The sequence below is a fragment of the Mycobacterium sp. SMC-18 genome (assembly GCF_045310895.1).
Classification (GTDB): Bacteria; Actinomycetota; Actinomycetes; order Mycobacteriales; family Mycobacteriaceae; genus Mycobacterium.
This window is the reverse complement of the sequence record NZ_JBJIAL010000010.1, coordinates 85,075-110,354: the sequence shown is the minus strand read 5'-3', so window position 1 is coordinate 110,354 and position 25,280 is coordinate 85,075. Positions and strand designations below refer to the sequence as shown.

The window sequence follows — 25,280 nt, the reverse complement described above, 5'->3', positions numbered from 1 at the left end:
AAAAACCAGACCGGGCCGAAACCGTAGATCGAACTAGTGATGCCCGTTGGAACCGTTGGGCGAAATCTCGTCCTGGTATTCCTTGAGGGCGGTGAGTGCCTTGTGCTCGGCGGCGTGTTCGGCGTCGGCCAGGGCAGCCTGCTCGACGGCGGAGTCGGCGAACAGGAAGCTGCCGGTACCGGGCGAGCCGGCAGAGCCGAGCTTGTTCATGCGCTTGGGCAGTGCGGCACCCTGGTACTCCAGCGGGATCGGGTGGCCGTGGTCGTCGACCGGTCCCAGGGGCTGGTGCAGTTCGACGTAGGCGCCGTGCGGCAGTCGCTTGATGATGCCGGTCTCGATACCGTGCTCGAGGACGGCGCGGTCGCTGCGCTGCAGGCCGACACACCAGCGGTAGGTCAGGTAGTAGACCACTGCGGGCAGGACGACCATGCCGATGCGGCCGATCCAGGTGGTGGCGTTCAGGGAGATGTCGAACTTGAGCGCGATGATGTCGTTCATCGCGGCCAGGGTCAGCACCATGTAGAACGCGATGGCCATGGCACCGATGGCGGTGCGGACCGGCACGTCACGCGGACGCTGCAGCAGGTTGTGGTGCGCATCGTCGCCGGTGAACTTCTTCTCCAGGAACGGCCAGGCGATCAGCAGACCGAACACCAGACCCATGATCACGGCGACACCCATGACGGCCGGGATGGTGTGGCCGAACGGGTAGAACTCCCAGGCCGGCCAGATACGCGCCAGGCCTTCGGTCCACATCATGTAGAAGTCGGGCTGGCTACCGGCGGACACCTGCGAGGGCTTGTAGGGGCCCAGCTCCCAGATCGGGTTGATCTGCAGCAGACCACCCATGATGCCCAGGATGCCGGTGACCATGGCGAAGAACGCGCCACCCTTGATCGCGAACACCGGCATGACGCGCACGCCGACGACGTTCTTCTCGGTGCGGCCGGGGCCGGGGAACTGGGTGTGCTTCTGGAACCACACCAGCGCCACGTGAGCGCCGATGAGGGCCAGGATGATGCCCGGGATCAGCAGGATGTGCAGGGCGTACATCCGCGGGATGATGATGTTGCCCGGGAAGTCGCCACCGAACAGGGCCCAGTGCATCCAGGTGCCGATGACCGGGATGCCCAGGGTGATCGACGACAGCGCGGCGCGCAGACCGATACCCGAGAGCAGGTCGTCGGGCAGCGAGTAGCCGAAGTAGCCCTCGAACATCGCGAGGATCAGCAGCACCGAGCCGATCATCCAGTTGGCCTCACGCGGGCGGCGGAACGCACCGGTGAAGAAGATGCGGGCCAGGTGGACCATGATCGACGCGGCGAACATCAGCGCGGCCCAGTGGTGAATCTGGCGGACGAACAGGCCACCGCGGACCTCGAAGGAGATTTCGAGGGCCGATTCGTAGGCGCGCGACATCTGGACGCCACGCAGCGGCTGGTAGACGCCGTTGTAGATGACCTCGGTCATCGACGGGTCGAAGAACAGCGTCAGGTACACGCCGGTGAGCAGCAGCACGAGGAAGCTGTACAGCGCGATCTCACCGAGCATGAAGGACCAGTGCGTCGGGAAGACCTTGTTCAGCTGCCGGCGTACGGCGGCCGACGGGTGGTACCGCGAGTCGATCGCATCGCCTTGTGCGGCAGCGATGTCAGCGAGCTTGGGACTCATGATTTGCGCTCCCAGAATGCCGGTCCGACGGGTTCGATGAAGTCGCCGTTGGCGACCAGGTAGCCCTCTTTGTCAATCGTGATCGGCAGCTGCGCCAGGGCGCGGGCCGCCGGACCGAAGATCGGCCGCGCGAAGTGCAGCGCGTCGAACTGCGACTGATGGCAGGGGCACAGGATGCGGTAGGTCTGCTGCTCGTACAGCGACGAGGGGCAGCCCAGGTGCGAGCACACCTTGGTGTACGCGAAGAAGTCACCGAAGTTGAAGCTCTCCTGGCCCTTGCGCTTGACCACGCGGGACAGGTCCTCGGGCTTGATGCGGATGAGCATCACCGGGTTGCGCACACCGAGTGCGATCTCCGACAGCTTCTCGTGCGACTCGAGGGTGGTGCCGTCGCCGTCGGACTCACGCCACGGGAACACCGTCTCCATGCCGCCCGCGTCGATGTCCTCGGGGCGCATCTTCACGAAGGGGGACTCGCCCGGCAGGCCGGTGGCCCGAGCCAGGTAGATGGTCTCGCCGTGGAAACGCGGGGTCCAGCCGGACGTCCACAGGACGGCCTTCTTGCCCTCGGCGGTCGGGACGACCGGCTTCCACGGGTTCTTGATCAGACCGCCGATGAAGGCGACCGCGGTGCCCAGGCCGAACGCGCCCAGGCCGACGCCGAGCGACAGGCCGATCAGCTTGCGGCGCTTGAGGGTCGAGCCCTCGAGCGCGTCGGTCAGGTTGGCCGCGACGGTGGCGCGGTGGACCTCGGGGGAGGCGCCGTCGTGGCGGTCCTGGATCGAGATTTCCTCGGGGATGAACTTCTTCTGGAAGAGCACCGCACCGATGCCGATCGCCAGGATCGACAGGCCGAAGGTCAGGCCGTACAGCGGGGTCGCCAGCGAGTAGATGAACTCGCCCTCGGACTCGAACGGCTTGTACTCCCACGGCCAGAACAGGAACACCAGCAGCAGGGCCAGGCCGGACAGGCCGCCGAGCAGCAGCCAGGCCGCGACCTGACGCTCGGCGCGCTTCTCCGCCTTGGTGCCCTCGACGGGCCAGCGCGGCTCCTTGAAGACGGTCGTGACGCCGTCGATCTTCCCGCCCAGTTCGACGAGCTCCTCGCGCGACATCTCGCGCAGTTCGTCGTCACTGGGAATGTTCACGTTCTCGCTCATGCGCGAGCTCCGATCCACATAGCCGCGCCGATCACGGCGACCATCCCGATAATCCACATCGCCATGCCCTCGGGCGCGGGGCCGAAGCCACCGAGGCCGTAGCCGCCCTGGCTGCGGGCGTTCGCCGACTCGTGGACGTAGGCGACGATGTCGCGCTTCTCCTCCGGGGTCAGCTGACGATCCGAGAACTTGGGCATGTTCTGCGGGCCGGTGAGCATGGCGGTGTACACCTGCGCCGGCACTTCGGCGGCCTTGCCGAGGTCAGGCGCGTACTTGCCCGACGACAGCGCGCCGCCCTTGCCGGTGAAGTTGTGGCACGACGCGCAGTTCAGACGGAACAGGTCGCCACCACGGGCGACGTTCTCACCGATGAACGAGTGCTGGTTGATCTGACCGTTGGCGTCACGCGGGACCTGAGGTCCGCCGCCGTTGGCCTGGATGTAGGCACCGAGGGCGTCGATCTGGTGCTCGTCGAACGCCGCGTCCTTACGGGGCGCCTGCGCCTCACCGCGCATGGCGGGCATGCGGCCGGTGGACACCTGGAAGTAGACGGCCGCGTCGCCGACACCGATGAGGCTCGGGCCGCGGTCGGTCACACCCTGCAGGTTGGCGCCGTGGCAGGAGACGCACGACGTTTCGAACAACTGCTTGCCGGTGCGCAGCAGAGCCAGCTGCGACTCGTCTGCCTTCGCGACCTGAGGCCGCGGAGTCAGGGTGGCCGCCAGGCCACCAGCGACTAGAAGTCCGAGCAGCAGCAGCATCGCTGCCGAGAGGCGCCGGTGTAGCCGGCGACGGGACTTGCTGGTCATCGAACCCCTTCTCATAGGAAGCATCGGCGAGCCGATCAGCGAACGAAGTAGATGGTGGCGAACAGGGCGATCCACACGATGTCGACGAAGTGCCAGTAGTAGGACACGACGATGGCAGCGGTGGCCTGGGCCGGCGTGAACTTGCTCATCTTCGTGCGGGCCAGCAGGTACACGAATGCGACCAGACCACCGATGACGTGCAGACCGTGGAAACCGGTCGCCAGGTAGAACACAGACCCGTAGGCACTGCTCGGAATCGTGGTGCCCTCTTCGACGAGCATGAAGTACTCGAACGCCTGGCCACCGACGAAGAACGCGCCCATCAGCAACGTGATGACGTACCACCGGCGCAGGCCGAAGACGTCACCGCGCTCGGCGGCGAACACGCCCATCTGGCAGGTGAACGACGACGCGATCAGCACCAACGTCACCGGAACGGCCTCGGCCAGGTTCAGGTGCGTGGGGGGAGGCGGCCATACGCCGCCTGCCTGGGCGCGCGCGGTGAAATACATTGCGAACAGTCCAGCAAAGAACATCAGCTCACTGGAAAGCCACACAATGGTGCCGACACTGACCATATTCGGCCGGTTCAGCGAATGCACCCGCGACGTGATCGCGGTTCCGGAGGTACCTACAGCGCTCGTCACAGCGGTAAGTATGACGCTTTGTAGTTGTTGAACTCCACCCGGGTGCCGACATTGGCCATAATCGGGTCCGTGCCAACCACCGATCCTCATCAGGAACCGACCACCGACGGGCCGTTGTGGCCCCAGATCCTGGGCCGGCTGACCACCGGCCAGAACCTTGCCGCGGGTCAGGCGGGGTGGGCAATGGACCAGGTCATGACGGGTACCGCCACGCCGGCGCAGATCGCTGCATTCGCCATTGCGATGAAGATGAAGCGACCCACCTCCGCGGAGGTGTCCGAGCTCGCCGATGTGATGTTGCGACACGCCCGAAAAGTGCCCGCCGACGCGCTCGCCGCGATCGGCAGCGATGTGGTCGACATCGTGGGGACCGGTGGGGACGGCTCCAACACCGTCAACCTCTCCACGATGGCGTCGATCGTCGTCGCCGCGTGCGGGGTGCCGGTGATCAAACACGGGAACCGCGCGGCGTCGTCGTTGTCGGGCGGTGCGGACACCCTGGAGGCGCTGGGCGTCCGGATCGACCTGTCGCCGGGCGACGTGGCCCGCTCGGTCGCCGAGGTGGGTATCGGCTTCGCCTTCGCCCCGCAGTTCCATCAGTCGTACCGGCACGCGTCGTCCGTACGCCGGGAGATCGGGGTGCCGACGGTCTTCAATCTCCTGGGGCCGCTGACGAATCCGGCCATGCCGCGCGCCGGCCTGATCGGCTGCGCGTGGGCAGAGCTGGCCGAGGTGATGGCCGGCGTGTTCGCCGCGCGCGGCTCCAGCGTCCTGGTCGTGCACGGCGACGACGGGCTCGACGAGCTGACCACCACGACGACGAGCACCATCTGGCGGGTGCAGGCGGGCACCGTCGAGCGGCTGACGTTGGACCCGAAGGCATTCGGTTTCGCGCGGGCCGACCTGAGCGAGTTGCGCGGCGGTGACGCCAAGGCCAACGCGGAGTCGGTGCGGGCGGTGTTCGCGGGCCAGAAGGGTCCGGTCCGGGATGCCGTGGTGCTCAACGCCGCAGGGGCCATGGTGGCTCATGCCGGGCTATCCAGCGACGCCCAGTGGGTGCCGGCGTGGGAGCGGGGCCTGGCCCGAGCCACCGAGGCGATCGATTCGGGTGCGGCCGAGCAGCTGCTCGCGCGGTGGGCTCGGTTCACCCAGAAGGTCTGACCGCTCTGCCTGCTGCGCTGCCGCCCGGGCCGACCGGGCGGTGGCGGCCCACTCGGCCCACCGGCCCGCGGCGGTGATCGGCGAGCAGTAGCCGACCTCCGGCCCGGCGCCGGAATCGGTGCGCACGATGCGCACACCGGGCGCGGCGAGCCAGCGCACGATCAGTGCGACCTCCTCGACGGGCGCGCCGCCCAGTGGCCGCTCCGATGTCAGGATCACCTGTGCCGCAGCGGATATCGCGTCGACGACGGGCATCGGGGGGACTCGCCGCGGCGCATTGCCTGCGGCTGCCAACTGGCCGTACCGGACCACGACGAGATGCCAGCCGCCGGCGCCGTCGGGCCGGGCGGCCACGAGTTCGGGGAGCGCCGTCAGGGCGCGCAGGCGCTGGCCGCGCCACAGTCCGTCGATGACGGTTGCGGCGTGGTCCCGGAGCCGCGCCGCGCTCTCGAAACGGCCCTCGGCCGCCAGCTCGTCGATGTGTTTCACTGCCGCGCAGAGCGCGGAATCGTCAACGCCGGCAATGTTTTCCGCGGCCCGGTCGGCGAATTCGGCGTAGGCGCCGGCGGTGATGCCGCGGGGCGCCGGACATGGCGACAGTTCCCGCTCCGGACACTGCGGGCCGTGTTGGGCGGCGCGCGCCAGCCGCGTCGTACAGGTCCGCACGCCCGTGAAGCGCGCCAGCAGCAGCGCGGCGTCGACGGCGTCGGCATGGGCCCGGAACGGGCCGACCGCCCGGTCGTGTCGCGGTGCGCGCACCACGCTGAACCGGGGGAAGGCCTCGTCGGTGAGCACCGCCCACCACCACTTGTGCGGTGCCTTCGAACGCCGGTTGTAGGGCGGCGCGTGCGCGGCGAGCAGCCGCAGTTCGCGCACCCCGGCCTCCAGCTCGTGCGCGCACTCGACGTGGTCGACGCGAATGGCAAGGGACGCCATCTCTTTCATACGGGCGCGGGGGTCGGCGCCGGTGAAGTACTGCCGCACCCGGCGGCGCAGATCGACCGCGGTGCCCACGTACAGCACCTCCTCGGACGGTCCGCGGAACAGATAGACGCCGGGGGAGTTGGGCAGTGCGTCGGCGAGCTTGCGGTTGCGGCGCTGTGCCCTGGTGACGTCCGGGAGATAGCCGCGCAGCTCGGCCACGGTGTGCACGCCCTGATTGCCGATGCGCTCGAGCAGTCCGTGCAGGACGTCGACGGTGGCGCGGGCGTCGTCGAGGGCGCGGTGTGTGGGTGTGGTGGTGGCGCGGAACAACCGGGCCAGCTCCGAGAGCCGAACACTCGGCGCCTCGTCGCGCGTGAGGACCCGGCGGGCCAGCTTGACGGTGCACAACACCGGCGGGTTGGGCCAGGGCAGCTGCGCCCGCTCGGCCGCGGCCCGCAGGAATCCGATGTCGAAGCCCGCGTTGTGGGCGACCAGGACCGCGCCGCGGCAGAACTCCAGGAATGTGGGCAGCACCGATTCGATGCGCGGGGCGTCGCAGACCATGGCCGTGGTGATGCCGGTCAGCTGCACGATCTGCGGCGGGATGGCGCGACCCGGGTCGATCAGGGTGGCCAGTTCGCCGATGATCTCGCCGCCGCGCACCTTGACCGCGCCGATCTCGGTGATGGCGTCCCAGCCGCCTCCGGTGTCGTCCGCCCGGGCGCGGCCACCGGTGGTCTCCAGGTCGACCACCACGAATGTGGTGTCGCGCAGCAACGCCTCGTCGAGGTCGAAAGCCAACTGGTCGGTGGCGCTGCCGGAGCCCATGACGTGACAGTAGGGGCCGGCACCGACAAGAAATCCCATCGATGTCATTCCGTTATCCGGTTGCTGATCACCCGCACTTTTTTGTCGGTGGACGTCGCTAGCGTGCGCCTCAACCGATGAAGGAGTCAGAGATGAAGTTCGACAACGGGCCGGTCAAGATCGACTGCGACGACTGCGCGGTGCGCGGTCCCGGCTGCGGTGACTGCGTGGTCAGTGTTTTGCTGGGCGTGCCCGAGACACTGCTGGACGACGAGCGCCGCGCGCTCGAGGTGCTCGCCGATGCCGGCATGGCGCCGCGGCTGCGGTTGGTTCCGATCGGCCGACCCAAGGGAGGGGTGGGTACTCAAAACGAACAAAGTCAAGCACTACGGGCGTAGCGTGACGACCCTCACATTGTGATGCTGGTTAACGGGATCGGGGGACGGGCTGATAGATTGGCCATTCCCGTTGGACAACGCCGATGCCGTTTCGTAACCTATTCGAGACCTCACTGAGTTCGAAGCGGCTCGAACCCGCAGTTGAAGGACGCGAAATCTTGAGTCTCCACCGCACGCACCGCACCATTTGCGGTCTTAAACGACCAGTAGCCGGTGCGATCGCGGGGCTCACCATACTTGGTAGTGCCTTTGCGGGCAACGTCCAGGCCGATCCGGCGGACGACGCCGTAGCAAAGCTCAACGAGCTCTCGCGCCAGGCTGAGCAGACCACTGAGGCCATGCACGCCGCGCAGCTCGATCTGGACAAGAAGCTGGCTGCTGCCAAGGCCGCCGACAGCAAGCACGAGGCTGCGGCCGCCGCCGCGGAGGTCGCCAAGAACGACCTGGCTACCTACCAGGACTCGGTCGACAAGATTGCTGCAGCGCAGTACATGGGTGGCCGCACCGACGGCATCGACGCCATCCTCACCGCCGATTCCCCGCAGGGGCTGATCGACCAGCTCTCGGTCCAGCGCGTGATGGCCGGCGAGATGGCCGTGCAGATGGCCAACTTCCACAGCGCCTCCGACTCCGCCACCAAGGCCGAGGCCGACTCGGCCAAGCTGGCGTCCGAAGCCAAGACCGCGGCCGAGCAGGCTGCCGCCGTGCGTGCGGATCTGCAGTCGAAGCAAAGCAAGCTGCAGGTGCAGATCGCCATCGTCAAGTCCCGCTACACCGCGCTGACGCCGAGCCAGCGGCAGGCGCTGGCCGCCCTTCCGCCGGCTCCGGCCGCTGCGCCGCCCGCCCCGGCCCCGGACGGCCTCCCGCCGAACCCGGACGCGGTGCCGCCGGCCCCGGGCCAGGATCCGTCCATCAACGCCGCCGGCCCCAACCCGCCCGTCGAGGGTCTGCCCGCCCCGTCGGATGGCAGCGGCACTGCTGCCGGCGCCATCGCGGTGCAGGCCGCGCTGACCCGCATCGGCGACCCCTATGTCTGGGGTGCCGCGGGTCCCGGCCAGTTCGACTGCTCAGGTCTCGTGATGTGGGCGTTCCAGCAGGCCGGCATCTCGCTGCCGCACTCGAGCTACGCGCAGGCCGCCGGCGGACAGCCGGTGTCGCGCGACCAGATGCAGCCCGGTGACGTCGTGAGCTACTACTCCGACGCCTCGCACGTGGGCATCTACATCGGCGACGGCATGATGGTCCACGCCTCGACGTTCGGTGTGCCCGTGCGGGTGGCGCCGGTCGACAACGCGCCGATCTACAACGTGCGTCGCTACTGAGCGTCTCCCGTCGCGTAGTTCTCGGCCTTCTCGCCGCAGAGTCGGCTGCGGCCGCATTCGTGCTGAGCCGCGGCCATGCGGCTGACGTGCCGGCCGCCGCACCACCGTCCGTGCCACCGACGGCGCCACCGATGCCGACGGCGCCGACCACCATCCGGCTGGCCGATGGCCGGACCGCTGAACTGCTGGTCCTCGATCCCGGGTCGACGCTGCCGGGGCGCATCACCGCCGAACTCGACGGCGCGGCCGCCGCGGTCACCGCATTCTGGGGTGCCGACTGGCGCCGTCAGATCACCATCGTGACCACCGGCACCGACGAGGAGTTCCGGGCACTGGCCGGCGGGAAGGAAGAATTCGCCGCGGCCACCACCGTCGACCGCATCGTGTTCGCGCCCGGCGCCGCCGCGATGGGGCCCGGCGCGCTGCGAATCGTGTTGCGCCACGAGCTTTTTCACTACGCCTCCCGGCCCGTCACGGCAGCCGACGCGCCCTGGTGCCTGACCGAGGGCGTCGCCGACTACGTCAGCCGCCCGCGCACCCCGCGACCGGCGCCGGCCGGCATGGCGGTGCTGCCCACCAACGCCGACTTCCAGGTGGCCGGACCGGCGCTGTCGCTGGCCTACGACCGCGCCTGGTGGTTCGCCCGGTTCGTCGGCGCGCAGTTCGGCGATCCGGTCCTGCGCCGGCTGTATCTGGCGGCGTGCGGCGCCGGGCATCCCGACCTCGACACCGCGCTGACCGCCACCCTCGGCACGGATCGCGACGCGTTGACCGCTGCGTGGCAGCGGTGGCTCGCGGCCCGGGGCTGACGCGATAGCCTGACCGCGATGTCTCGGGTGCTGCTGTTGACCAACGATTTTCCGCCCCGCCGCGGTGGCATCCAGTCGTATCTGGAGAGTCTGGTCGGCGAGCTGCTCGTCCGCGGGTCGCACGAGCTGACGGTGTACGCCCCGAAATGGAAGGGCGCGCCGGAATACGACAAGGCCGCCGCGGCCGCCGGGTACGAGGTGGTCCGCCACCCGACGACGTTGATGGTGCCCGAGCCGACCGTCGCGCTGCGGATGCGCCGCCTCATCGCCGAGCACGACATCGACACCGTGTGGTTCGGTGCGGCCGCGCCGCTGGCGCTGCTGGCGCCGCTGGCCCGCGATGCCGGGGCGACCCGGGTGGTGGCCAGCACGCACGGGCACGAGGTGGGGTGGTCGATGCTGCCCGTCGCGCGAAACGCGTTGCGGCACATCGGAAACAACACCGACGTGGTGACCTTCGTCAGCCACTACACGCGGAACCGGTTCGCCGCGGCGTTCGGGCCGGACGCGGCGCTGGAATACCTGTCACCCGGCGTCGACGTCGACCGCTTCGTCCCCGATGAGGTGGCCCGCGCCGAGCTGCGGGCCCGGTACGGGCTGGGGCAGCGGCCGGTGATCGTCTGCCTGTCCCGTCTGGTGCCGCGCAAGGGACAGGACATGCTGATCCGGGCGCTGCCCGTCATCCGGCAACGGATCGACGGTGCCGCGCTGGTCATCGTCGGCAACGGGCCGTACCGCGACGATCTGCAGAAGCTCGCGCGCCGCTACGACGTCACCGACCACGTGGTGTTCACCGGCGGCGTGCCCGGCGACGAGTTGCCGGCCCACCACGCGATGGCCGACGTCTTCGCCATGCCGTGCCGGACCCGGGGCAACGGGCTCGATGTCGAAGGCCTGGGCATCGTCTTCCTCGAGGCCTCGGCGTGCGGCGTGCCGGTGGTCGCCGGTGACTCCGGCGGCGCACCGGAAACCGTCGTGGAAGGCAAGACCGGCCATGTGGTCGACGGCCGCGACGTCGAAGACATCGCCGCGGCCATCACCGACGTCCTGGCCAACCCCGACCTGGCCGCCGCGATGGGCGCCGCCGGCCGTCAGTTCGTCGTCGACAACTGGCAGTGGAAGCTCAAGGGCGAGCGGCTATCCGAGCTGTTGTAGCGCTCTTGTAGCGCTGCTCAGCTGTAGAGCGCCGCGATCTCGGCCGCGAACTTCTCGGCGACGACCTTGCGTTTGACCTTCAGCGTCGGCGTCAGCTCGCCGGTGTCCTCGGTGAAGTCGACCGGCAGAATCCGGAACTTCCGGATGGCCTCGGCCTTCGACACCGTCTGGTTGGCGTCGTCGACGGCCTTCTGGATCTCGGCGACCAGCGCCGCGTCCTCGGCCAGATCGCCCACCGATGCGCCGGCGTCCTTGTTGTTGCGCTGCTTCCAGCCCTCGAACGCCTCGGGATCGATGGTGATGAGGGCGGCGATGAACGGCTCCTGGTCACCCACGCACATGGCCTGGCTGATCAGCGGGTGCGCCCGCATGACGTCTTCCAGCGGGGCCGGGGCGACGTTCTTGCCGCCCGCGGTCACGATGATCTCCTTCTTGCGCCCGACGATCGACAGGTAGCCGTCGTCGTCGATGGCGCCGAGGTCACCGGTGTGGAACCACTCGTCAGTGAACGCCTCGTCGGTGGCGGTCGGGTTGTTCCAGTAGCCGCTGAACACCACGCCGCCGGACAGCAACAGCTCGCCGTCCTCGGCGATCCGCATGCTGTTGCCGGGCACCAGCTTGCCGACCGTGCCGACCTTCAACTCGCCGACCCGGTTGACGGTGATGGCGGCGCTGGACTCGGTCAGGCCGTAGCCCTCGTAGATGGTGACGCCGACGCCGCGGTAGAAGTGGCCCAGCCGGGCGCCGAGCGGGGCGCCGCCGGAGATGGCGCCGACGCAGTTGCCGCCGAGCGCGGCCTTGAGCTTGCCGTAGACCAGCTTGTCGAACACCGTGTGCTTCAGGTTGAGCAGCAGGCCCGGGCCGCCGGGGGTGTCCTGCGCCTTGCTCCATTCGATGGCCGTGTCCGCGGCGATCTGGAAGATCTTGCCCTTGCCGTCGTTGCGGGCGTTCTGCTCGGCGGTGTTGTAGACCTTCTCGAACACGCGCGGCACCGACACCACGAGCGTCGGCTTGAACACCCCGAGGATCGGCACCAGGTTCTTGATGTCGCTGGTGAAGCCGAGGGTCACCTGGTTGCTGAAGCCGGCCACCGCGACGGCGCGGGCCAGCACGTGCGCCAGCGGCAGGAACACCAGCAGCTTCTGACCCTTGGCGAGCAGGTCGGGGAAGCAGGCCTTGACGCCGCGCAGCTCCGACAGGAGGTTGGCGTGGGTCAGCTGGCAGCCCTTGGGGCGGCCCGTGGTGCCGGAGGTGTAGATCAGGGTGGCCGGATCGCTCGACTTGATGCCGGCCAGGCGGGCGTCCAGCTCGGCGCGGTCGACGCCGGCGCCGGCGGTGGCCAGCTGGTCGAGGGCGCCGCCGTCGATGACCAGCACCTCACCGAGCGCGGGCACCTCCGACCGGATGGACTCGATCTTGGCGGCGTGGGCGTCGGCCTCGGCGAACGCCAGCACGGCGCCGGAGTCGGCCAGCACGTGCCGGATCTGATCGGCGGCGGAGGTCTCGTAGATGGGCACCGTCACCGCGCCGATCGACAGGATCGCGAAGTCGATGATCGGCCACTCGTAGCGGGTCGCCGACAGCAGCACCACGCGGTCGCCGGGCTTGACGCCCTTGGCGATCAGGCCGAGGGCGGTGGCCCGGACCTGGGCGGCGACGTCGGCACTGGTGACGTCGGTCCAGGTGTCTCCGACCAGGCGCTGGATGGCTACGTGTTTGGGGTCATCGCGCTCGAGGGAGTACACCGGGGCGACGACGTTGTCGTATTCGCCGATGGTGAACGATGCGGGAACGCTGAACTCACGCACGGATGTGGCCTTTCGGGTCAGAGCAAAGCAGTACTGGCAGCAGTGCCGTGACAGCAATGCCGTGCTCAGCGTAGTCGGGTGCTTCATCACACTGTGGAGGCGTATGTGAAGCTGGTCGGGATGAACAGCATCCAGATCGCCGACGAGACCTTCGTGTGCGCCGACCCAGCCGCTGTCGGTGCCGCCGTGGCGAACCAGAGCAGCTGGCGGCGCTGGTGGCCGGACCTCAAGCTGACGGTCGTCGAAGACCGCGGTCCGGCGGGGCAGCGGTGGACCGTCACCGGTGCACTGACCGGGACCATGGAGGTGTGGCTGGAGACCGTCATGGACGGCGTCGTGCTGCACTACTTCCTGCACGCCGAGCCGACGGGCGTGTCCGGTGCCGCGCTGGCCGAGCTGAACCTGGCGGACCTCAACCATCGTCGCCGGGTGGCCGGCAAGAACATGGCTTTCGAGATCAAGACCGATCTCGAGCGGTCGCGCCCGGTGGGCGTATCCCGGTTGGCCTGAGCCCCGGCATCGCCCGGCCAGGGCCGGGCGCTGGCGGTACATTGAGAACTCGGCAGACGGGCGCACGACGCCCGCGCCGGCATCGTCAACTCGGGAAGTGGACACGTGGCTGACAAGACTGCGCAGACCATCTACATCGACGCCGACCCGGCGACCGTGATGGACGTCATCGCCGACATCGGCTCATATCCCGACTGGGTCGCCGAGTACCCGGAGACCGAGGTCCTGGACGTCTACGCCGACGGCTACCCGAAGACCGCCCGGATGGTCCTCGACGCCACGGTCCTCAAGGACACCATGGTGTTCACGTACCAGTGGCCCGCCGACCGCAAGTCGGTGAGCTGGTCCCTGGTGTCCAGCACCCTGCTCAAGGCGCTCGAAGGCACATACCGGTTGTCGCCCAAGGGTTCTGGCACCGAGGTGACCTACGAACTGTCGGTCGATCTGATGATTCCGATGATCGGATTGCTCAAACGCAAGGCAGAGCGCCGCCTGACCGACACGGCGCTCAAGGACCTCAAGAAGCGAGTCGAGTCTGAGTGACGCGGACCCTGCTGGGCGTGCCAGGATCAGTCTGTTCGTCGGTAAGGGTGGAGTAGGCAAGTCGACGGTGGCCACGGCCACCGCGGTGCGTGATGCCCGCGCCGGGCAGCGGGTCCTCATCGTGTCGACGGACCAGGCCCACTCCACGGGTGACGTGCTCGGCGCGGACGTCCCGCCGACCGGACTCCGGACGCCCACGCAGGTGCCCGTCGACGACGGCGCCGGCGTCGTGCTCGATGCCCTGGCGCTCGACACCCTGGCGCTGCTCGAGGCCAGGTGGCGTGAGGTGGCCGCGGTGCTGGTCGCCCGGTTCCCGGACTCCGATGTGGGAGACGTTGCACCGGAGGAACTTTCGGCGCTACCCGGGATTCAGGAGGTGCTGGGTCTGCACGAGTTCGCCGAGCTGGCGGCGTCGGGCAACTGGGACCACGTGATCGTCGACTGCGCCTCGACGGCCGACGCGATGCGGATGCTGACGCTGCCCGCCGCGTTCGCCCTGTACCTGGAGAAGGCCTGGCCGCGGCACCGGCGCCTGTCGGTCGGTCTGGCCGACGCCAAGACCGTCGCCATGGTCACGCTCGTCGAGCGACTCGCCGCCGCCACCGAGGCGCTGGGGGAGTTGCTCGACCAGCCGGACGTCACCGCGCACCTGGTGCTCACCCCGGAACGGGTGGTGGTGGCCGAAGCGGTGCGGACGCTGGCGTCGCTCACCCTGATGGGCGTGCACGTCTCGGAGCTGATCGTGAATCAGGTTCTGATCCAAGACGATTCGTACGAGTACGTGAACCTGCCCGCGCACCCCGCCTTCGACTGGTACGCCGAGCGCATCGCCGAGCAGCGCAGCATGCTCAGCGACCTGGATGCCGCCGTCGGTGATGTGCGCCTGGTGCTGGTGCCGCACCTGGCCGGCGAACCCATCGGGCCGAAGGCGCTGGGGGAACTGCTCGAGGCGTCACGGCTGCGGCACGGCGCCGCGCCGCCCGCGCCGCCGCGCCCCATCGTCGACCGCGAATCGGGCTCAGGATTGGATGCCGTCTACCGGCTGCGGATAGAATTGCCGCAAATCGACCCGGGGTCTCTGACGCTGGGCCGCGTCGACGACGACCTGATCATCGGCTCGGGTGGCACACGGCGCCGGGTCCCGTTGGCATCAGTCCTGCGCCGCTGCATCGTCATCGGCGCGTCGTTGCGCGGCTGTGAACTGACCGTCCGTTTTCGCCCTGACCCGGAGGTGTGGCCCAAGTGACGCACACCGATTTCGGGGCAGACGCTCTGGGCGACCTACCGGTGGACCTGCGGCTGCTGGCCCAGGCGCTTCTCGACAAGATCGACCCCGTCGTCCGCCTGTCCGTGGCCATGCTCGCCGACGGCGAGAACCCGAGCGACTGCAACCAGGTGTGGTGCCCGGTGTGCGCACTGGTCGCCCTGGCCAACGACGAACAGCACCCGATGCTGACGGCCATTGCCGAACACAGCACGACTTTTCTCGACGCGGTGCGCGCCGCGCTCGCCGACAAGGGGCCCGTCGGCCCGCACCCCGAGCCGCCGACGGACCCGTCCGGTCCGGGCGGCAGGCACCGCCAGGCCGACGATCCGGACGGCCCACCAGGGCCGGGTCGATACCAGTCCATTCCGGTATCTGTGGAGGAATGACCAGTCCGCTGCGGGCTGTGGTCGGGCCGACAGTCGGTGGGTAAAGTTGTCGGGGGCACCGTCCGGGGGCCCTCAGCGGGAGGTTCGATGTTCTTCTGGTTCTACAAGTACATCTTGATGGGCCCGTTGCTGCGCCTGCTGGGCCGTCCGAAAGTGACGGGGCTGGAATACGTTCCCGACGAGGGGCCCGTTCTGCTGGCCAGTAACCACCTGGCCGTCGTCGACAGCTTCTATCTGCCGCTGGTCCTGCGCCGCCGGATCTTCTTCCTGGCCAAGGCCGAGTACTTCACCGGTACCGGCATCAAGGGCAAGCTGATCAAGTTCTTCTACTCGTCGACCGGCCAGGTGCCGATCGACCGCACCAACGCCGATTCCGCGGCCGACGCACTGGCCGCCGCCGCCAAGATCCTCGACCAGGGCAAGCTGCTCGGCATGTACCCCGAGGGCACGCGCTCGCCCGACGGCAAGCTCTACAAGGGCAAGACCGGCCTGGCCCGCATCGCACTCGAGACCGGCATCCCCGTCATTCCCGTCGCCATGATCAATACCGACGTCGTGAACCCGCCGGGAAGCAAGATGTGGCACTTCGCGCGCGTCGAGGTGAAGTTCGGCAAGCCGATGGACTTCCGCCGCTTCGAGGGCCTGGCCGGTAACCGCTTCATCGAGCGCGCCGTCATCGACGAGGTCATGTACGAGCTGATGCGGCTGTCCGGCCAGGAGTACGTCGACCTCTACGCGGCCGACGTCAAAGAGGGCAAGACACCGCCGCCCGCGATCAAAGCCGGCTGAACACGCCACAACGCTGAGCCGAGGATTGCCGTCACCAAACGGCAGTCCTCGGCTTACGTGATTTCGTGGGCCGGCACGCCGCGTCGCCAACGTGACGCGGTGGCGGAAAATCGGCTCTCGGACCGCCGTGTCGTCACCGTCGCGCCGGCCGGGCCCCCGGCGCGGTCAGTTCGTCGCCGAGACCGGTGCGACGTGCTCGGCCGCGTCGGCTGACGGCGTGCCGCGGCCGGTGATGGTGCCCGCCGCGGCGATGACGGCCAGCGCCCACCACACGTACGAGCTGCCGATCACCTGACGCCACACCGTCGCGTCGACCTCGTGGTGCTCGGGCAGCAGCCGGATCGGCGTGAAGATCAGCAGGAACGCGCCGAGCGCGCTCACCGCGGCGAGCGTGGCACTGCGTTCGCGGTAGGCGATCACGGTGATGGTCACCATGGTCGGCAGGGCCCACACCCAGTGATGCGACCACGACACCGGCGACACCACCAGGCCGAACATCGCCACGCACATGAGAGCCAGCACCGGCTGTCCCGCGCGGAGCACCCGATGGGCCGCCCACACCGTCAGCGCCAGCACCGCGAAGCACAGCAGCACCCAGAGCACGAATCGCGGCGTCGCCGACATCCCGAACCGCGCCAGCGTGCCGGAGATGTTCTGGTTGGTGTTCAGCGTCGCGGTGCCGATGCGGTCGGTGTTGCGGACCGTCTTGGTCCAGTACTCCCACGAGTCGCCCCAGGCCAGCGCGAACGCGACAAGCGTGACCACGACCGACGACGCCACCGTGGTGAGCAGCGCGCGGAAATCGCGGCGCAGCAGGAAGTACAGCAGGAAGACGGCCGGGGTCAGCTTGAGGGCGATCGCCACGCCGAGCAGGACGCCGCGCGGCCACGGCGTACGGCGGGGGACGCAGTCGGCGATCACCAGCGTCATGAGGACGACGTTGATCTGACCGAAGTTGAAGTTGGACCGCACCGGTTCGAGGAACAGCACGGCCGGCCCGACGATGGCGACGGCAAGCCAGCAGCGGCGGGCCAGGGCCGATCCGCCGAGCCGCGACTGCGGCCAGACATCCAGCCGGGTCAGCACGATCACGATGGACACCAGCAACAACACGAACGTCGTCACCGTGATGGCCACGCTTGCCGCGGGCAGGGGGAGCCAGGCGAACGGCGCGAACATGATCGCGGCCAGCGGCGGGTAGGTGAACGGCAGGTCGATGCCGGCCTCGGTGCGGAAGATGGTGCTCTCGCTGTACAGCGGCGTGTTGTTCAGCCAGGCGCGGCCGCCCATGCGGTACACGTCGATGTCGATCCGGTACGGCGTATGACCCAGCAGCCGCCAGGCGCCCCATACCAACGTCAACATGGCCAGCAACTGCAACAGCAGCCAGGCCAGCCGTTGACCGGAGGAGGGCCACGACCAAGTTCCCATACGCATCTCGCCGGACAGCCTATCGGGGGGACCGGCGCGTCGACGCCCTGCGGGGCAGTGACACGCATGCACGGGCGTAAGTTTCTGCCCGTGCGGTCGCCCTTACCTACGGAGTTCGTATCGAGTGGGCGGCTGCCACTGTTGTGGTGCCTGATTGCGTTCATCCTGACGTTTTTCGTCACCCGCACCGTGGTCCGGTATATCCGGGCCCACGCCGACAACCCGGCGCCGCGCAAGTGGTGGCAGCCGCGCAACATCGGGCACGGCGGCCTGCACATCCATCACGCGGTGATCGGCGTGGTGCTGGTGATGGTGTCGGGCGTGACGATGGTGACGCTGGCGGTCGACGGCGGCGTCCCCGAATTCACCGTGGCGGCAATCTTTTTCGGTATCGGTGCAGCCCTGGTCCTGGACGAGTTCGCGCTGATCCTGCACCTGTCCGACGTGTATTGGGCCGAGGACGGCCGCACCTCGGTCGACGCGGTCTTCGTCGCGATCGCGGTGGCCGGCCTGCTGATCCTGGGGTTCAACCCGCTGTCGTTCTTCGACATCACCGTCTGGCGTGACGATCAGGACGTGGCGGCCCGCGTCATGGTCGTCGCGCTGGCCCTCATCACGCTCGCCATGGCCGTCATCGTGCTGCTCAAGGGCAAGGTGTGGACCGGTCTGATTGGGATGTTCATCACACCGCTGCTGGTCATCGGCGCAATCCGGCTGTCGCGACCGCACGCGCCGTGGGCCCGCTGGCGGTACACGAGCCGGCCGCGCAAGATGCACAAAGCGCTGGAACGCGAGCGGTGGCTGCGCCGGCCGGTGGTGCGGGCGAAGCTGTGGTTACAGGATGCGATCGCCGGTATGCCAAAGTTTCCCGACGACGCGGACGTGGACCAACAGCTCGACCGCGAGATCCACGCGGCACCCGCGCCGCCGGACCGAACGCCGACCGAGGTTGCCTGAATGAAGTTTTTTTACGACACCGAGTTCATCGACGACGGTCGCACCATCGACCTGATCTCGATCGGTGTGGCCGCCGAGGACGGGCGCGAGTACTACGCCGTCTCCTCGGAGTTCGACCCCGACCGGGCCGGCTCCTGGGTGCGCAAGAACGTGCTGCCGAAGCTGCCGTCACCGTCGTCGCAGGTGTGGCGGTCGCGGCGGCAGATTCGGTCCGAGCTCGAGGACTTCTTCAACATCGACGGTGACGAGCCGATCGAACTGTGGGCCTGGGTCGGCGCGTACGACCATGTGGTGCTGTGCCAGCTGTGGGGCCCGATGGCCGACCTGCCGCCGGCGATGCCGCGCTTCACCCGCGAACTGCGGCAGTTCTGGGAGGACTGCGGCAGCCCGCGGATGCCACCGCGGCCGCGCGATTCCCACGACGCGCTGGTCGACGCCCGACACAACCTGCACCGCTACCGGCTGATCGCCGAGATGATGACGGCGCCCCGGTAGCTCAGGTCACCAGGCCCGGAACGGCACGCTGGTGACGGTGGCGTCGTTCGGGCCGAACTGGACCGTCAGCTGCAGCGTCCACAGTCCCGGCCGCGGCGCGGTGGCATACGTGCTGTGCCAGTGACCGTCGGGACCCGCCGTGAAACGCACCGGCAGAGAGGCGATCTCGGCGCTCGACAGAGTGCCCCGCAGCCCGGTGGCACCGGGCACCGCGACGTCGATCGGGATGGCGCCGTGCCGCGTGGTGTCCAGATGCACCTGTGCCTGCCGACCCTCATCGAGTGCGGCGGTGGCGGTGAACGCGGGGCCGTACGTGGTGCGGGCGGGCGGCTCGCCGGTGAGCACCGTGGTCATGATCAAGACCAGCACCGCGAGCGCGGTCTCCCACGGTACGGTCCGGCGCAGCCGCTCCGGGGTGAGCCGGCGCCGGCCGAGGTAGGCCAGGGCGGCCATGAGCGTCACCAGGAAAACCTTGGCGCACAAGGCCATTCCGTAGCCGGTCGACCACAGTGACTCGATGGGCGACACCTGCCGCCAGGCCTGGTACTCGCCGGTGAGCAGGACCGCCGCGACGCACCCGAACGCCACCCGGGACCACCGCGGCAGCTCGTCGCTGCGCCGGGCGGGCAGGACCACCAGTGTCAGCACGGCCAGCCCGCCCAGCCACAGCGCCATGGCCAGCAGGTGGACGGTGGTGACGGTGATGGCGAGCCACGGGTCCGGACCGGCGGAAGCGTGACCGGAAGCGGCGACGCCGGCTGCGAGCGCCGTCGCAATCACGACGAACAGGGCAGTCCTGGCGCGGATGGTCGCCGCGAGCAGCACGAGCAGGGCCGCCTGCACGTAGAGCTGGACGTCGGGTCCTGTGGTGACGGCCTCGATGACGGTCGCCGCGGCCAGCAGCAGCCAGCCGATGCCGGCCAGGACACGCGTGCGGCGCAGCGCCAGTGCCCACCCCCACACCAGCCGGGCCGCCGCGAGCACGCCGACGCACAGCACCAGGCCGGTGTACGTCAGACCGCGGGAGACATCTGACGCCACCGACGACGCGGCGACGGGATGAACCTCCGGCGGCGCGTCCGGCGCCTGCTGCACGCCGAAGCTCACCGACCCGGACACCTCGTGTCCGTCGGCCGACATCAGCCGCCAGGTGGCCGAGTAGCTGCCGCGCGGCAGTTCCGGCGGCAGGTCCAGCTCGACGGTGGTGTTGCCCGCGCGCTGCCGGACCTCCCCGTCGACCCGGGCCCCGGCGTTCGAAATCACCTGGACCGCACCGGGAACCATGCGAACCGGCTCGTCGAAGGTCAACGTGACCCGGTGCGGCGCGGCCGCGAGCGTGGCGCCGTCGACCGGATCGCTGGAGACCAGGACGGCGTGCGCGTGTGCGAGGGGAGCCGGCAGCAGGAGCGCGAGCAGAGCCGCGAGCAGCGCTGCGACCGGCTTCAGTTCTCTAGTCGTGACTCGTCTTTCGTCGGGAAGCTGCCAGGTTAGCGATCCCCAGCAGCAGCGCGACCACCGACAGGGCCAGCGCCGTCAGGCCCGGCCAGGCGGGCGTCGCAGCGGCCGGGGCGGCGGCCGTGGGTCGGTCGTGGTCACCGCCGCCGGCGGGCTTCAGGTGCAGGGAGGGCGCTGGGTGCTCGGGCTCGGGCTGGCCGGGGTTGGCCTTCTCGTTCCAGTTGACCGTCTTGCCGTCGCTGTAGGTCTGGACAGCGGGCAGCGTCAGGGTGTTGACCTTGGGCAGCGGGCCTGCCGAGATCGCGAAGACGTTGAACTGATGCGGCGGGATGGGCGTGTCGGGGGCGGTGGCCTTCCACTCGACCGACGAGACGTACTCGGTGACCTCGGCACCGTCGTCGTCCTTCTGCGGGGTGGGCAGCTTCTTCTTGGTGAGGGTGGCAGTCCAGCCGGCCTTCTGCTGTGTGCTGACCGAGATGATCGGCTGGTCGTCGGGCAGTACGACCAGCAGGCCCGTGGTCGACGCGGTGTCCGACTCGGTCGGCACGCGGAAGTTCAGGACACCCCAGCCACCCTGGGTGGCGTCGCCGGTCACCTTGACGTGGGCGGCGGCCGGTGCGGCCAGGGCGACGGCGCAGGCCGTCGTCGCGGTGATGGCGGCGATGGTCCGGATCAGCTTGGGCATGTTGTCCTTTCGAGAGGGTCAGACGGCCATGACGGCGAAGGCGGCGCTCATGCCGAGCGCCATGAGCAGGTCGGCGTACGGGCGCTTCGGCCCGCGCACCAGCAGGTAGAACCACCACAGCGCGGCGGCGCAGAATCCGATCGCGAGCACGATGCACACCACGGTGAACCAGCCGGGGGGAGTCACCGCGACGGCGCCGTGGCCGAGGTGGACGTTGTGGTGACCGGAGGCTTGGGCCCCCGAACCGGCCGCAGCCACCGGAACGCCGGCATTCGGCGCCATCAGCAGGCCCATCAGTGCCATCGCGGCCATCATCGTGCAGTGGTAGACGGGGTGCGGTAGCTCGAAGCCGAACAGCGCGAGGTAGGCGAAGTACAGCGCGCCGGCGGTGAACACCAGCACGTACAGCAGCGGCGACACCTGCATGCCGGCCGGCCACAGCATCGCGATCATGCCCACCGAGGCCAGCGCATGCAGCACCCCGACGCCACGCTGTCCGGGCACCCGCCGTCCGGCACCCACGAACAGCAGCGCGGCCACCGCGAACACGGCAGTCAGCGCCCAGCGCAGGGCAGAGTCGGCGATCACGCTGTCATTGGTCGTACGAAAGGGGGCTTCAGTTCCCGGCGGGCTTGAACCGCATGTCGGGCTGGGACCGCTCCAGCGGCGTCAGCACCACACCCAGCCAGCAGACGGCCAGCACCGCGGCAGCGACGAAACCGGCCAGCGGCCACCACACCGAGACTCGCGCCGGTGACGTCTGGCACCACCAGACCGCGCCGAACCCGGCGGCCGTGGCCACGCCCGACAGGTACAGCGCCGCGCAACAAACGCGAAACCGCTTGCGCCACAGCGCCGTTGCCGATGCAACCGCGGCCAGCGTGAACAGGATGGCGACGACCTTCAGTACCCACCGATGTGATTCCGACCAGCTGACCCCGGCAGACAGCACCAGCACGACGACCGCGACAGCGGTGGGGTAGCGGCGGGCAGGACCGATCCAGACCTCGTCGAACACCCGGCGCCCGATGGCGCTCAGGGTGTGCTCGAGGTCGATCGCATGGCGGGTGGACAAGCCGAACTCCGTTCAGTCTGTTGACCAGTTTCGCAGAGTTGGTCGGGCAGGTGGCGGCCCGGGTTCCGCGGCGACTCAGCCCGCGCTCTGGTCCTGGTTGCCCGCCCGCAGCAGGTCGTCGCGGGCCCGGGCGACCCGGGAGCGGATGGTGCCGACGGGGCAGCCACAGATTTCGGCGGCCTCGGCGTAGGACAGGCCCAGCACCTGGGTCAGCAGCAGCGCCTCCCGGCGGTCGGCGTCGACGCCGTCGAGCAGCATGCGGATCTCGACGATGTCCTCGAACCGGGCGGTCGGCTGGTGCATGTCGATGACGGTCTCGGGCTCGATGGCGGCGCTGCTGCGCGGCCGGCACTGCTTGCGCCGGATGTGGTCGACGACGACGCGGCGCGCGATCGACAACAGCCAGGTGCGGGCCGTCGACCGGCCGCGGAACCGCGGCAGCGAGCCGAGGGCACGCAGGTAGGTCTCCTGCGTCAGATCGTCGGCGCTGCCGGGCTCGTCGAGGTAGGCGACAGTGCGCCAGACATCGCGCTGGGTAGCCTTGATGAACTGCTCCAATGCGGCGCGATCGCCCCGGCCGGCCGCCAATGCGAGGCGGGTCACCTCGTCGTCGTCGCCGCGGCTGTTCACAGGCCGACCATATGCGACGGTTGCCGGGAACTCACAGCCGGGCACGTCCGACCATTGATTTGGTAGCCCGCACAGCGCAGGACACGACCGGGGGACAATAGGAGGATGATGACGGCCAGCACAGCGGTCGGCAGCGCGGTCGACGCTGCCGCAGCTGCCGACGACAGTGCGGCCGCGCGCCGGGTGCAGCTCGACGTGACCGGCATGACGTGCGGCGCCTGCTCGGCGCGGGTCGAGCGGACGCTCAACAAGATGCCGGGTGTCCGCGCCTCGGTGAACTTCGGCACCCGCGTGGCCACGGTCGACGCCCTTCCCGAGATCGCCGATTCCGACCTGTGCGACGCGATCCGCAAGGCCGGTTACGAAGCCGAGCCCCGCTCCGGCGTGATCGCCGGCGACCGCGACGACGAGGATCTTTCGCACGCCCACTACCTGCTGCGCCGCCTGCTGGTGGCCGCGGTGCTGTTCGTCCCGCTCGCCGATCTATCGGTGATGTTCGCCGTCGTCCCCAGCACCCGTTTCACCGGTTGGCAGTGGGTGCTCACGGCGCTGGCGCTGCCGGTCGTGACGTGGGCCGCCTGGCCGTTCCACCGCGTCGCGTTGCGCAATGCCCGCAATCGCGCGGTCTCCATGGAGACCCTGATCTCGGTCGGCGTGTCCGCGGCCACGGTCTGGTCGCTGTACACGGTCTTCTTCGGACACCACGCCACCGAGGCCACCGGCATCTGGCAGGCGCTGGTCGGCAGCGACGCGATCTACTTCGAGGTCGCCGCCGGCGTCACGGTGTTCGTGCTGGCGGGCCGCTACTTCGAGGCCCGCGCCAAGTCCAAGGCGGGCAGCGCGCTGCGGGCGCTCGCGGCCCTCAGCGCGAAGAACGTCACGGTCCTCCTCGCCGACGGGACCGAAATGGTCATCCCGGCCGAGGAACTCGCCGAGCAGCAGAAGTTCGTGGTGCGGCCCGGTCAGACCATCGCGGCCGACGGACTCGTGGTCGAGGGCTCGGCCGCCGTCGACACCAGCGTGATGACGGGCGAGGCCAAGCCGGTGCGGGCGACGCCCGGCAGCAGCGTCATCGGCGGCACGATCGTGCTCGACGGACGCCTGATCGTCGAGGCCGCCGCGGTCGGCGCCGACACCCAGTTCGCCGGCATGGTGCGGCTGGTCGAGGAAGCGCAGGCGCAGAAGGCCGAGTCGCAGCGCCTCGCCGACCGCATCGCCTCGGTGTTCGTGCCGTGCGTCTTCGCCATCGCCGCGCTGACCGCGCTGGGCTGGGCGCTGGCCGGGGCCGGTCCCGACAAGGTTTTCGCGTCCGCGCTGGCGGTCTTGGTCATCGCGTGCCCGTGCGCGCTGGGCCTGGCCACGCCGACGGCGATGATGGTGGCGTCCGGACGCGGCGCCCAGCTCGGCATCTTCCTGAAGGGGCACCGCTCGCTCGAGGCGATCCGGGCCGTCGACACCGTCGTCTTCGACAAGACGGGCACCCTGACCACCGGGCACCTGGCCGTCACCGCGGTCACGGCTGCCGACGGCTGGGAGTCAGACGACGTGCTGGCCCTCGCCGCGGCGGTGGAGTCGGCGTCCGAACACGCGGTCGCGGTGGCCATCACCACGTCGGCGCCCGAGCATGCGGAAGTTGTTGATTTCCAGGCTGTTCCCGGTCGCGGCGTCGTCGGCACGGTGGGGGAGCGCGAGGTGCGCATCGGCAAGCCGTCCTGGGCGGCCGGCCGGGCCGCGGTGCCCGCGGCCCTCGCGGAAGCGCGGCGCGGCGCGGAATCCCGCGGCGAGACAGTGGTTTTCGTGGCCGTCGACGACGAGCTGTGCGGTGCCATCGCGGTCGCTGACGCGGTGCGCGAATCGGCGGCGGGTGCCATCGCCGCGCTGCACGAGCGTGGGCTGAAGACCATCCTGCTGACCGGCGACAACCCGGCGGCCGCCGCCGCGGTGGGGGCCGCGGTGGGGATCGACGACGTCATCGCCGATGTGCTGCCGGACGGCAAGGTCGACGTCATCCAGCAGCTGCGCGACCGCGGCCGCATGGTTGCGATGGTCGGTGACGGCATCAACGACGGCCCGGCGCTGGCCTGCTCGGATCTGGGCCTGGCCATCGGCCGCGGCACGGACGTCGCGATCGGCGCCGCCGACATCATCCTGGTCCGCGACAGCCTGGATTCGGTGCCGCAGGCCCTGGACCTGGCCAAGGCGACCATGCGCACCATCCAGTTGAACCTGGTGTGGGCCTTCGGCTACAACATCGCCGCCATCCCGGTGGCCGCCGCCGGGCTGCTGAACCCGCTGATCGCCGGCGCGGCGATGGCCTTCTCGTCGTTCTTCGTGGTGTCGAACAGCCTGCGGCTGCGCAACTTCAAGTGATTCGTGCACGATTTTC

At 69.3% G+C, this 25,280-nt stretch carries 24 protein-coding genes and 1 pseudogene; 13 read left to right on the top strand and 12 right to left on the bottom strand.

Going from position 1 to position 25,280, the window contains the following annotated elements; all coding sequences use genetic code 11:
* Nucleotides 1-33 precede the first annotated feature (33 nt).
* Genes ACJH6J_RS11530 through ACJH6J_RS11515 form a run of 4 tightly spaced genes read right to left on the bottom strand, consistent with a single transcriptional unit; the run spans nucleotide 34 to nucleotide 4,287 of the window.
* Nucleotides 34-1,671 carry a cytochrome bc complex cytochrome b subunit gene (locus tag ACJH6J_RS11530; protein WP_212812097.1) on the bottom strand — a complete coding sequence of 546 codons (1,638 nt, stop codon included), beginning with the start codon at nucleotides 1,669-1,671 and terminating at the stop codon, nucleotides 34-36.
* On the bottom strand, nucleotides 1,668-2,831 hold the full coding sequence (locus tag ACJH6J_RS11525) for a ubiquinol-cytochrome c reductase iron-sulfur subunit (protein ID WP_064985845.1): 1,164 nt from the start codon (nucleotides 2,829-2,831) through the stop codon (nucleotides 1,668-1,670). The genes ACJH6J_RS11530 and ACJH6J_RS11525 overlap by 4 nt, the downstream gene beginning before the upstream one ends.
* The gene (locus tag ACJH6J_RS11520) at nucleotides 2,828-3,664 is read right to left on the bottom strand and encodes a cytochrome c (protein WP_346414655.1); all 837 of its coding nucleotides are present in this window, start codon (nucleotides 3,662-3,664) and stop codon (nucleotides 2,828-2,830) included. The genes ACJH6J_RS11525 and ACJH6J_RS11520 overlap by 4 nt, the downstream gene beginning before the upstream one ends.
* 11 nt (nucleotides 3,665-3,675) lie before the next feature.
* Nucleotides 3,676-4,287 (bottom strand): heme-copper oxidase subunit III, encoded by a 612-nt coding sequence (locus ACJH6J_RS11515; protein WP_064985843.1) that lies wholly within the window; start codon nucleotides 4,285-4,287, stop codon nucleotides 3,676-3,678.
* A gap of 51 nt (nucleotides 4,288-4,338) precedes the next feature.
* Between ACJH6J_RS11515 and trpD the strand changes: the two genes are divergently transcribed.
* Nucleotides 4,339-5,448: an anthranilate phosphoribosyltransferase gene (trpD, locus tag ACJH6J_RS11510; protein WP_406775021.1), complete on the top strand. Its 1,110-nt coding sequence runs from the start codon at nucleotides 4,339-4,341 to the stop codon at nucleotides 5,446-5,448.
* Here the strand turns inward: trpD and ACJH6J_RS11505 are convergent.
* Nucleotides 5,386-7,200, bottom strand: a pseudogene (locus tag ACJH6J_RS11505) (DEDD exonuclease domain-containing protein); the annotation flags it as partial. The gene trpD and the pseudogene ACJH6J_RS11505 sit on opposite strands and share 63 nt — an antisense overlap.
* Nucleotides 7,201-7,331: 131 nt before the next feature.
* Between ACJH6J_RS11505 and ACJH6J_RS11500 the strand changes: the two are divergent.
* The 4 genes from ACJH6J_RS11500 to ACJH6J_RS11485 all read left to right on the top strand — a co-directional run bounded on the left by ACJH6J_RS11500 (nucleotide 7,332) and on the right by ACJH6J_RS11485 (nucleotide 10,863).
* Nucleotides 7,332-7,577, top strand: coding sequence for a hypothetical protein (locus ACJH6J_RS11500; RefSeq protein ID WP_406803961.1), 246 nt, complete (start codon nucleotides 7,332-7,334; stop codon nucleotides 7,575-7,577).
* 158 nt (nucleotides 7,578-7,735) lie between these two features.
* A complete protein-coding gene (ripC, locus tag ACJH6J_RS11495) occupies nucleotides 7,736-8,899 on the top strand; it encodes a peptidoglycan hydrolase RipC (RefSeq protein WP_244872600.1) in 1,164 nt (387 codons plus the stop codon).
* Between the two features lie 131 nt (nucleotides 8,900-9,030).
* Nucleotides 9,031-9,708, top strand: coding sequence for a peptidase (locus ACJH6J_RS11490; protein WP_244872599.1), 678 nt, complete (start codon nucleotides 9,031-9,033; stop codon nucleotides 9,706-9,708).
* An 18-nt stretch (nucleotides 9,709-9,726) separates the two neighbouring features.
* On the top strand, nucleotides 9,727-10,863 hold the full coding sequence (locus tag ACJH6J_RS11485) for a glycosyltransferase family 4 protein (RefSeq protein ID WP_212812092.1): 1,137 nt from the start codon (nucleotides 9,727-9,729) through the stop codon (nucleotides 10,861-10,863).
* A gap of 17 nt (nucleotides 10,864-10,880) precedes the next feature.
* Here the strand turns inward: ACJH6J_RS11485 and ACJH6J_RS11480 are convergent, their stop codons facing one another.
* Nucleotides 10,881-12,671, bottom strand: coding sequence for a long-chain fatty acid--CoA ligase (locus tag ACJH6J_RS11480; RefSeq protein ID WP_212812091.1), 1,791 nt, complete (start codon nucleotides 12,669-12,671; stop codon nucleotides 10,881-10,883).
* A gap of 120 nt (nucleotides 12,672-12,791) precedes the next feature.
* Here ACJH6J_RS11480 and ACJH6J_RS11475 point away from each other — a divergent pair, with 120 nt between their 5' ends.
* From ACJH6J_RS11475 to ACJH6J_RS11455, 5 genes are all read left to right on the top strand, one after another.
* Nucleotides 12,792-13,181, top strand: a complete 390-nt coding sequence (locus tag ACJH6J_RS11475) for a polyketide cyclase / dehydrase and lipid transport (RefSeq protein ID WP_212814877.1) — start codon at nucleotides 12,792-12,794, stop codon at nucleotides 13,179-13,181.
* A gap of 105 nt (nucleotides 13,182-13,286) precedes the next feature.
* Nucleotides 13,287-13,724, top strand: coding sequence for an SRPBCC family protein (locus ACJH6J_RS11470; RefSeq protein WP_020103587.1), 438 nt, complete (start codon nucleotides 13,287-13,289; stop codon nucleotides 13,722-13,724).
* Entirely contained in the window at nucleotides 13,717-14,970 is a 1,254-nt protein-coding gene (locus ACJH6J_RS11465) for an ArsA family ATPase (RefSeq protein ID WP_406803988.1), read from the top strand. Before ACJH6J_RS11470 ends, ACJH6J_RS11465 begins: the two co-directional genes overlap by 8 nt.
* A complete protein-coding gene (locus ACJH6J_RS11460) occupies nucleotides 14,967-15,377 on the top strand; it encodes a hypothetical protein (RefSeq protein WP_212812089.1) in 411 nt (136 codons plus the stop codon). The genes ACJH6J_RS11465 and ACJH6J_RS11460 overlap by 4 nt, the downstream gene beginning before the upstream one ends.
* An 87-nt stretch (nucleotides 15,378-15,464) precedes the next feature.
* Nucleotides 15,465-16,166: a 1-acyl-sn-glycerol-3-phosphate acyltransferase gene (locus ACJH6J_RS11455; RefSeq protein ID WP_020103590.1), complete on the top strand. Its 702-nt coding sequence runs from the start codon at nucleotides 15,465-15,467 to the stop codon at nucleotides 16,164-16,166.
* Between the two features lie 165 nt (nucleotides 16,167-16,331).
* On the opposite strand, the gene ACJH6J_RS11450 is transcribed toward ACJH6J_RS11455, so the two are convergent.
* On the bottom strand, nucleotides 16,332-17,597 hold the full coding sequence (locus tag ACJH6J_RS11450; RefSeq protein WP_212812088.1) for a glycosyltransferase 87 family protein: 1,266 nt from the start codon (nucleotides 17,595-17,597) through the stop codon (nucleotides 16,332-16,334).
* Nucleotides 17,598-17,687: 90 nt separating this feature from the next.
* Here ACJH6J_RS11450 and ACJH6J_RS11445 point away from each other — a divergent pair, with 90 nt between their 5' ends.
* Nucleotides 17,688-18,554, top strand: coding sequence for a hypothetical protein (locus ACJH6J_RS11445; protein ID WP_110767224.1), 867 nt, complete (start codon nucleotides 17,688-17,690; stop codon nucleotides 18,552-18,554).
* Complete coding sequence (locus tag ACJH6J_RS11440; protein WP_064858738.1) at nucleotides 18,555-19,049, top strand: polyadenylate-specific 3'-exoribonuclease AS; 495 nt, start codon at nucleotides 18,555-18,557, stop codon at nucleotides 19,047-19,049.
* A gap of 6 nt (nucleotides 19,050-19,055) precedes the next feature.
* Here the strand turns inward: ACJH6J_RS11440 and ACJH6J_RS11435 are convergent, their stop codons facing one another.
* The 5 genes from ACJH6J_RS11435 to sigC all read right to left on the bottom strand — a co-directional run bounded on the left by ACJH6J_RS11435 (nucleotide 19,056) and on the right by sigC (nucleotide 22,894).
* Entirely contained in the window at nucleotides 19,056-20,450 is a 1,395-nt protein-coding gene (locus ACJH6J_RS11435) for a copper resistance CopC/CopD family protein (RefSeq protein WP_406803987.1), read from the bottom strand.
* A 49-nt stretch (nucleotides 20,451-20,499) separates the two neighbouring features.
* Nucleotides 20,500-21,189: a YcnI family protein gene (locus ACJH6J_RS11430; RefSeq protein ID WP_406803960.1), complete on the bottom strand. Its 690-nt coding sequence runs from the start codon at nucleotides 21,187-21,189 to the stop codon at nucleotides 20,500-20,502.
* 18 nt (nucleotides 21,190-21,207) lie between these two features.
* Entirely contained in the window at nucleotides 21,208-21,777 is a 570-nt protein-coding gene (locus ACJH6J_RS11425; RefSeq protein ID WP_406803959.1) for a DUF5134 domain-containing protein, read from the bottom strand.
* A 28-nt stretch (nucleotides 21,778-21,805) separates the two neighbouring features.
* On the bottom strand, nucleotides 21,806-22,264 hold the full coding sequence (locus ACJH6J_RS11420; protein WP_406803958.1) for a hypothetical protein: 459 nt from the start codon (nucleotides 22,262-22,264) through the stop codon (nucleotides 21,806-21,808).
* A 75-nt stretch (nucleotides 22,265-22,339) separates the two neighbouring features.
* Nucleotides 22,340-22,894, bottom strand: coding sequence for an RNA polymerase sigma factor SigC (sigC, locus tag ACJH6J_RS11415; RefSeq protein ID WP_029105716.1), 555 nt, complete (start codon nucleotides 22,892-22,894; stop codon nucleotides 22,340-22,342).
* A gap of 105 nt (nucleotides 22,895-22,999) precedes the next feature.
* Between sigC and ACJH6J_RS11410 the strand changes: the two genes are divergently transcribed.
* Complete coding sequence (locus ACJH6J_RS11410) at nucleotides 23,000-25,264, top strand: heavy metal translocating P-type ATPase (RefSeq protein WP_406803957.1); 2,265 nt, start codon at nucleotides 23,000-23,002, stop codon at nucleotides 25,262-25,264.
* Nucleotides 25,265-25,280 lie beyond the last annotated feature (16 nt).

Coding starts and splice junctions, on each gene's coding strand:
- ACJH6J_RS11450 (WP_212812088.1), bottom strand. CDS start 17,597: ATGGGAACTTGGTCGTGGCCCTCCTCCGGTCAACGGCTGGCCTGGCTG.
- ACJH6J_RS11490 (WP_244872599.1), top strand. CDS start 9,031: ATGCCGACGGCGCCGACCACCATCCGGCTGGCCGATGGCCGGACCGCT.
- ACJH6J_RS11475 (WP_212814877.1), top strand. CDS start 12,792: ATGAACAGCATCCAGATCGCCGACGAGACCTTCGTGTGCGCCGACCCA.
- ACJH6J_RS11500 (WP_406803961.1), top strand. CDS start 7,332: ATGAAGTTCGACAACGGGCCGGTCAAGATCGACTGCGACGACTGCGCG.
- ACJH6J_RS11455 (WP_020103590.1), top strand. CDS start 15,465: ATGTTCTTCTGGTTCTACAAGTACATCTTGATGGGCCCGTTGCTGCGC.
- ACJH6J_RS11410 (WP_406803957.1), top strand. CDS start 23,000: ATGATGACGGCCAGCACAGCGGTCGGCAGCGCGGTCGACGCTGCCGCA.
- ACJH6J_RS11430 (WP_406803960.1), bottom strand. CDS start 21,189: ATGCCCAAGCTGATCCGGACCATCGCCGCCATCACCGCGACGACGGCC.
- ACJH6J_RS11520 (WP_346414655.1), bottom strand. CDS start 3,664: ATGCTTCCTATGAGAAGGGGTTCGATGACCAGCAAGTCCCGTCGCCGG.
- ACJH6J_RS11525 (WP_064985845.1), bottom strand. CDS start 2,831: ATGAGCGAGAACGTGAACATTCCCAGTGACGACGAACTGCGCGAGATG.
- ACJH6J_RS11485 (WP_212812092.1), top strand. CDS start 9,727: ATGTCTCGGGTGCTGCTGTTGACCAACGATTTTCCGCCCCGCCGCGGT.
- ACJH6J_RS11440 (WP_064858738.1), top strand. CDS start 18,555: ATGAAGTTTTTTTACGACACCGAGTTCATCGACGACGGTCGCACCATC.
- ACJH6J_RS11530 (WP_212812097.1), bottom strand. CDS start 1,671: ATGAGTCCCAAGCTCGCTGACATCGCTGCCGCACAAGGCGATGCGATC.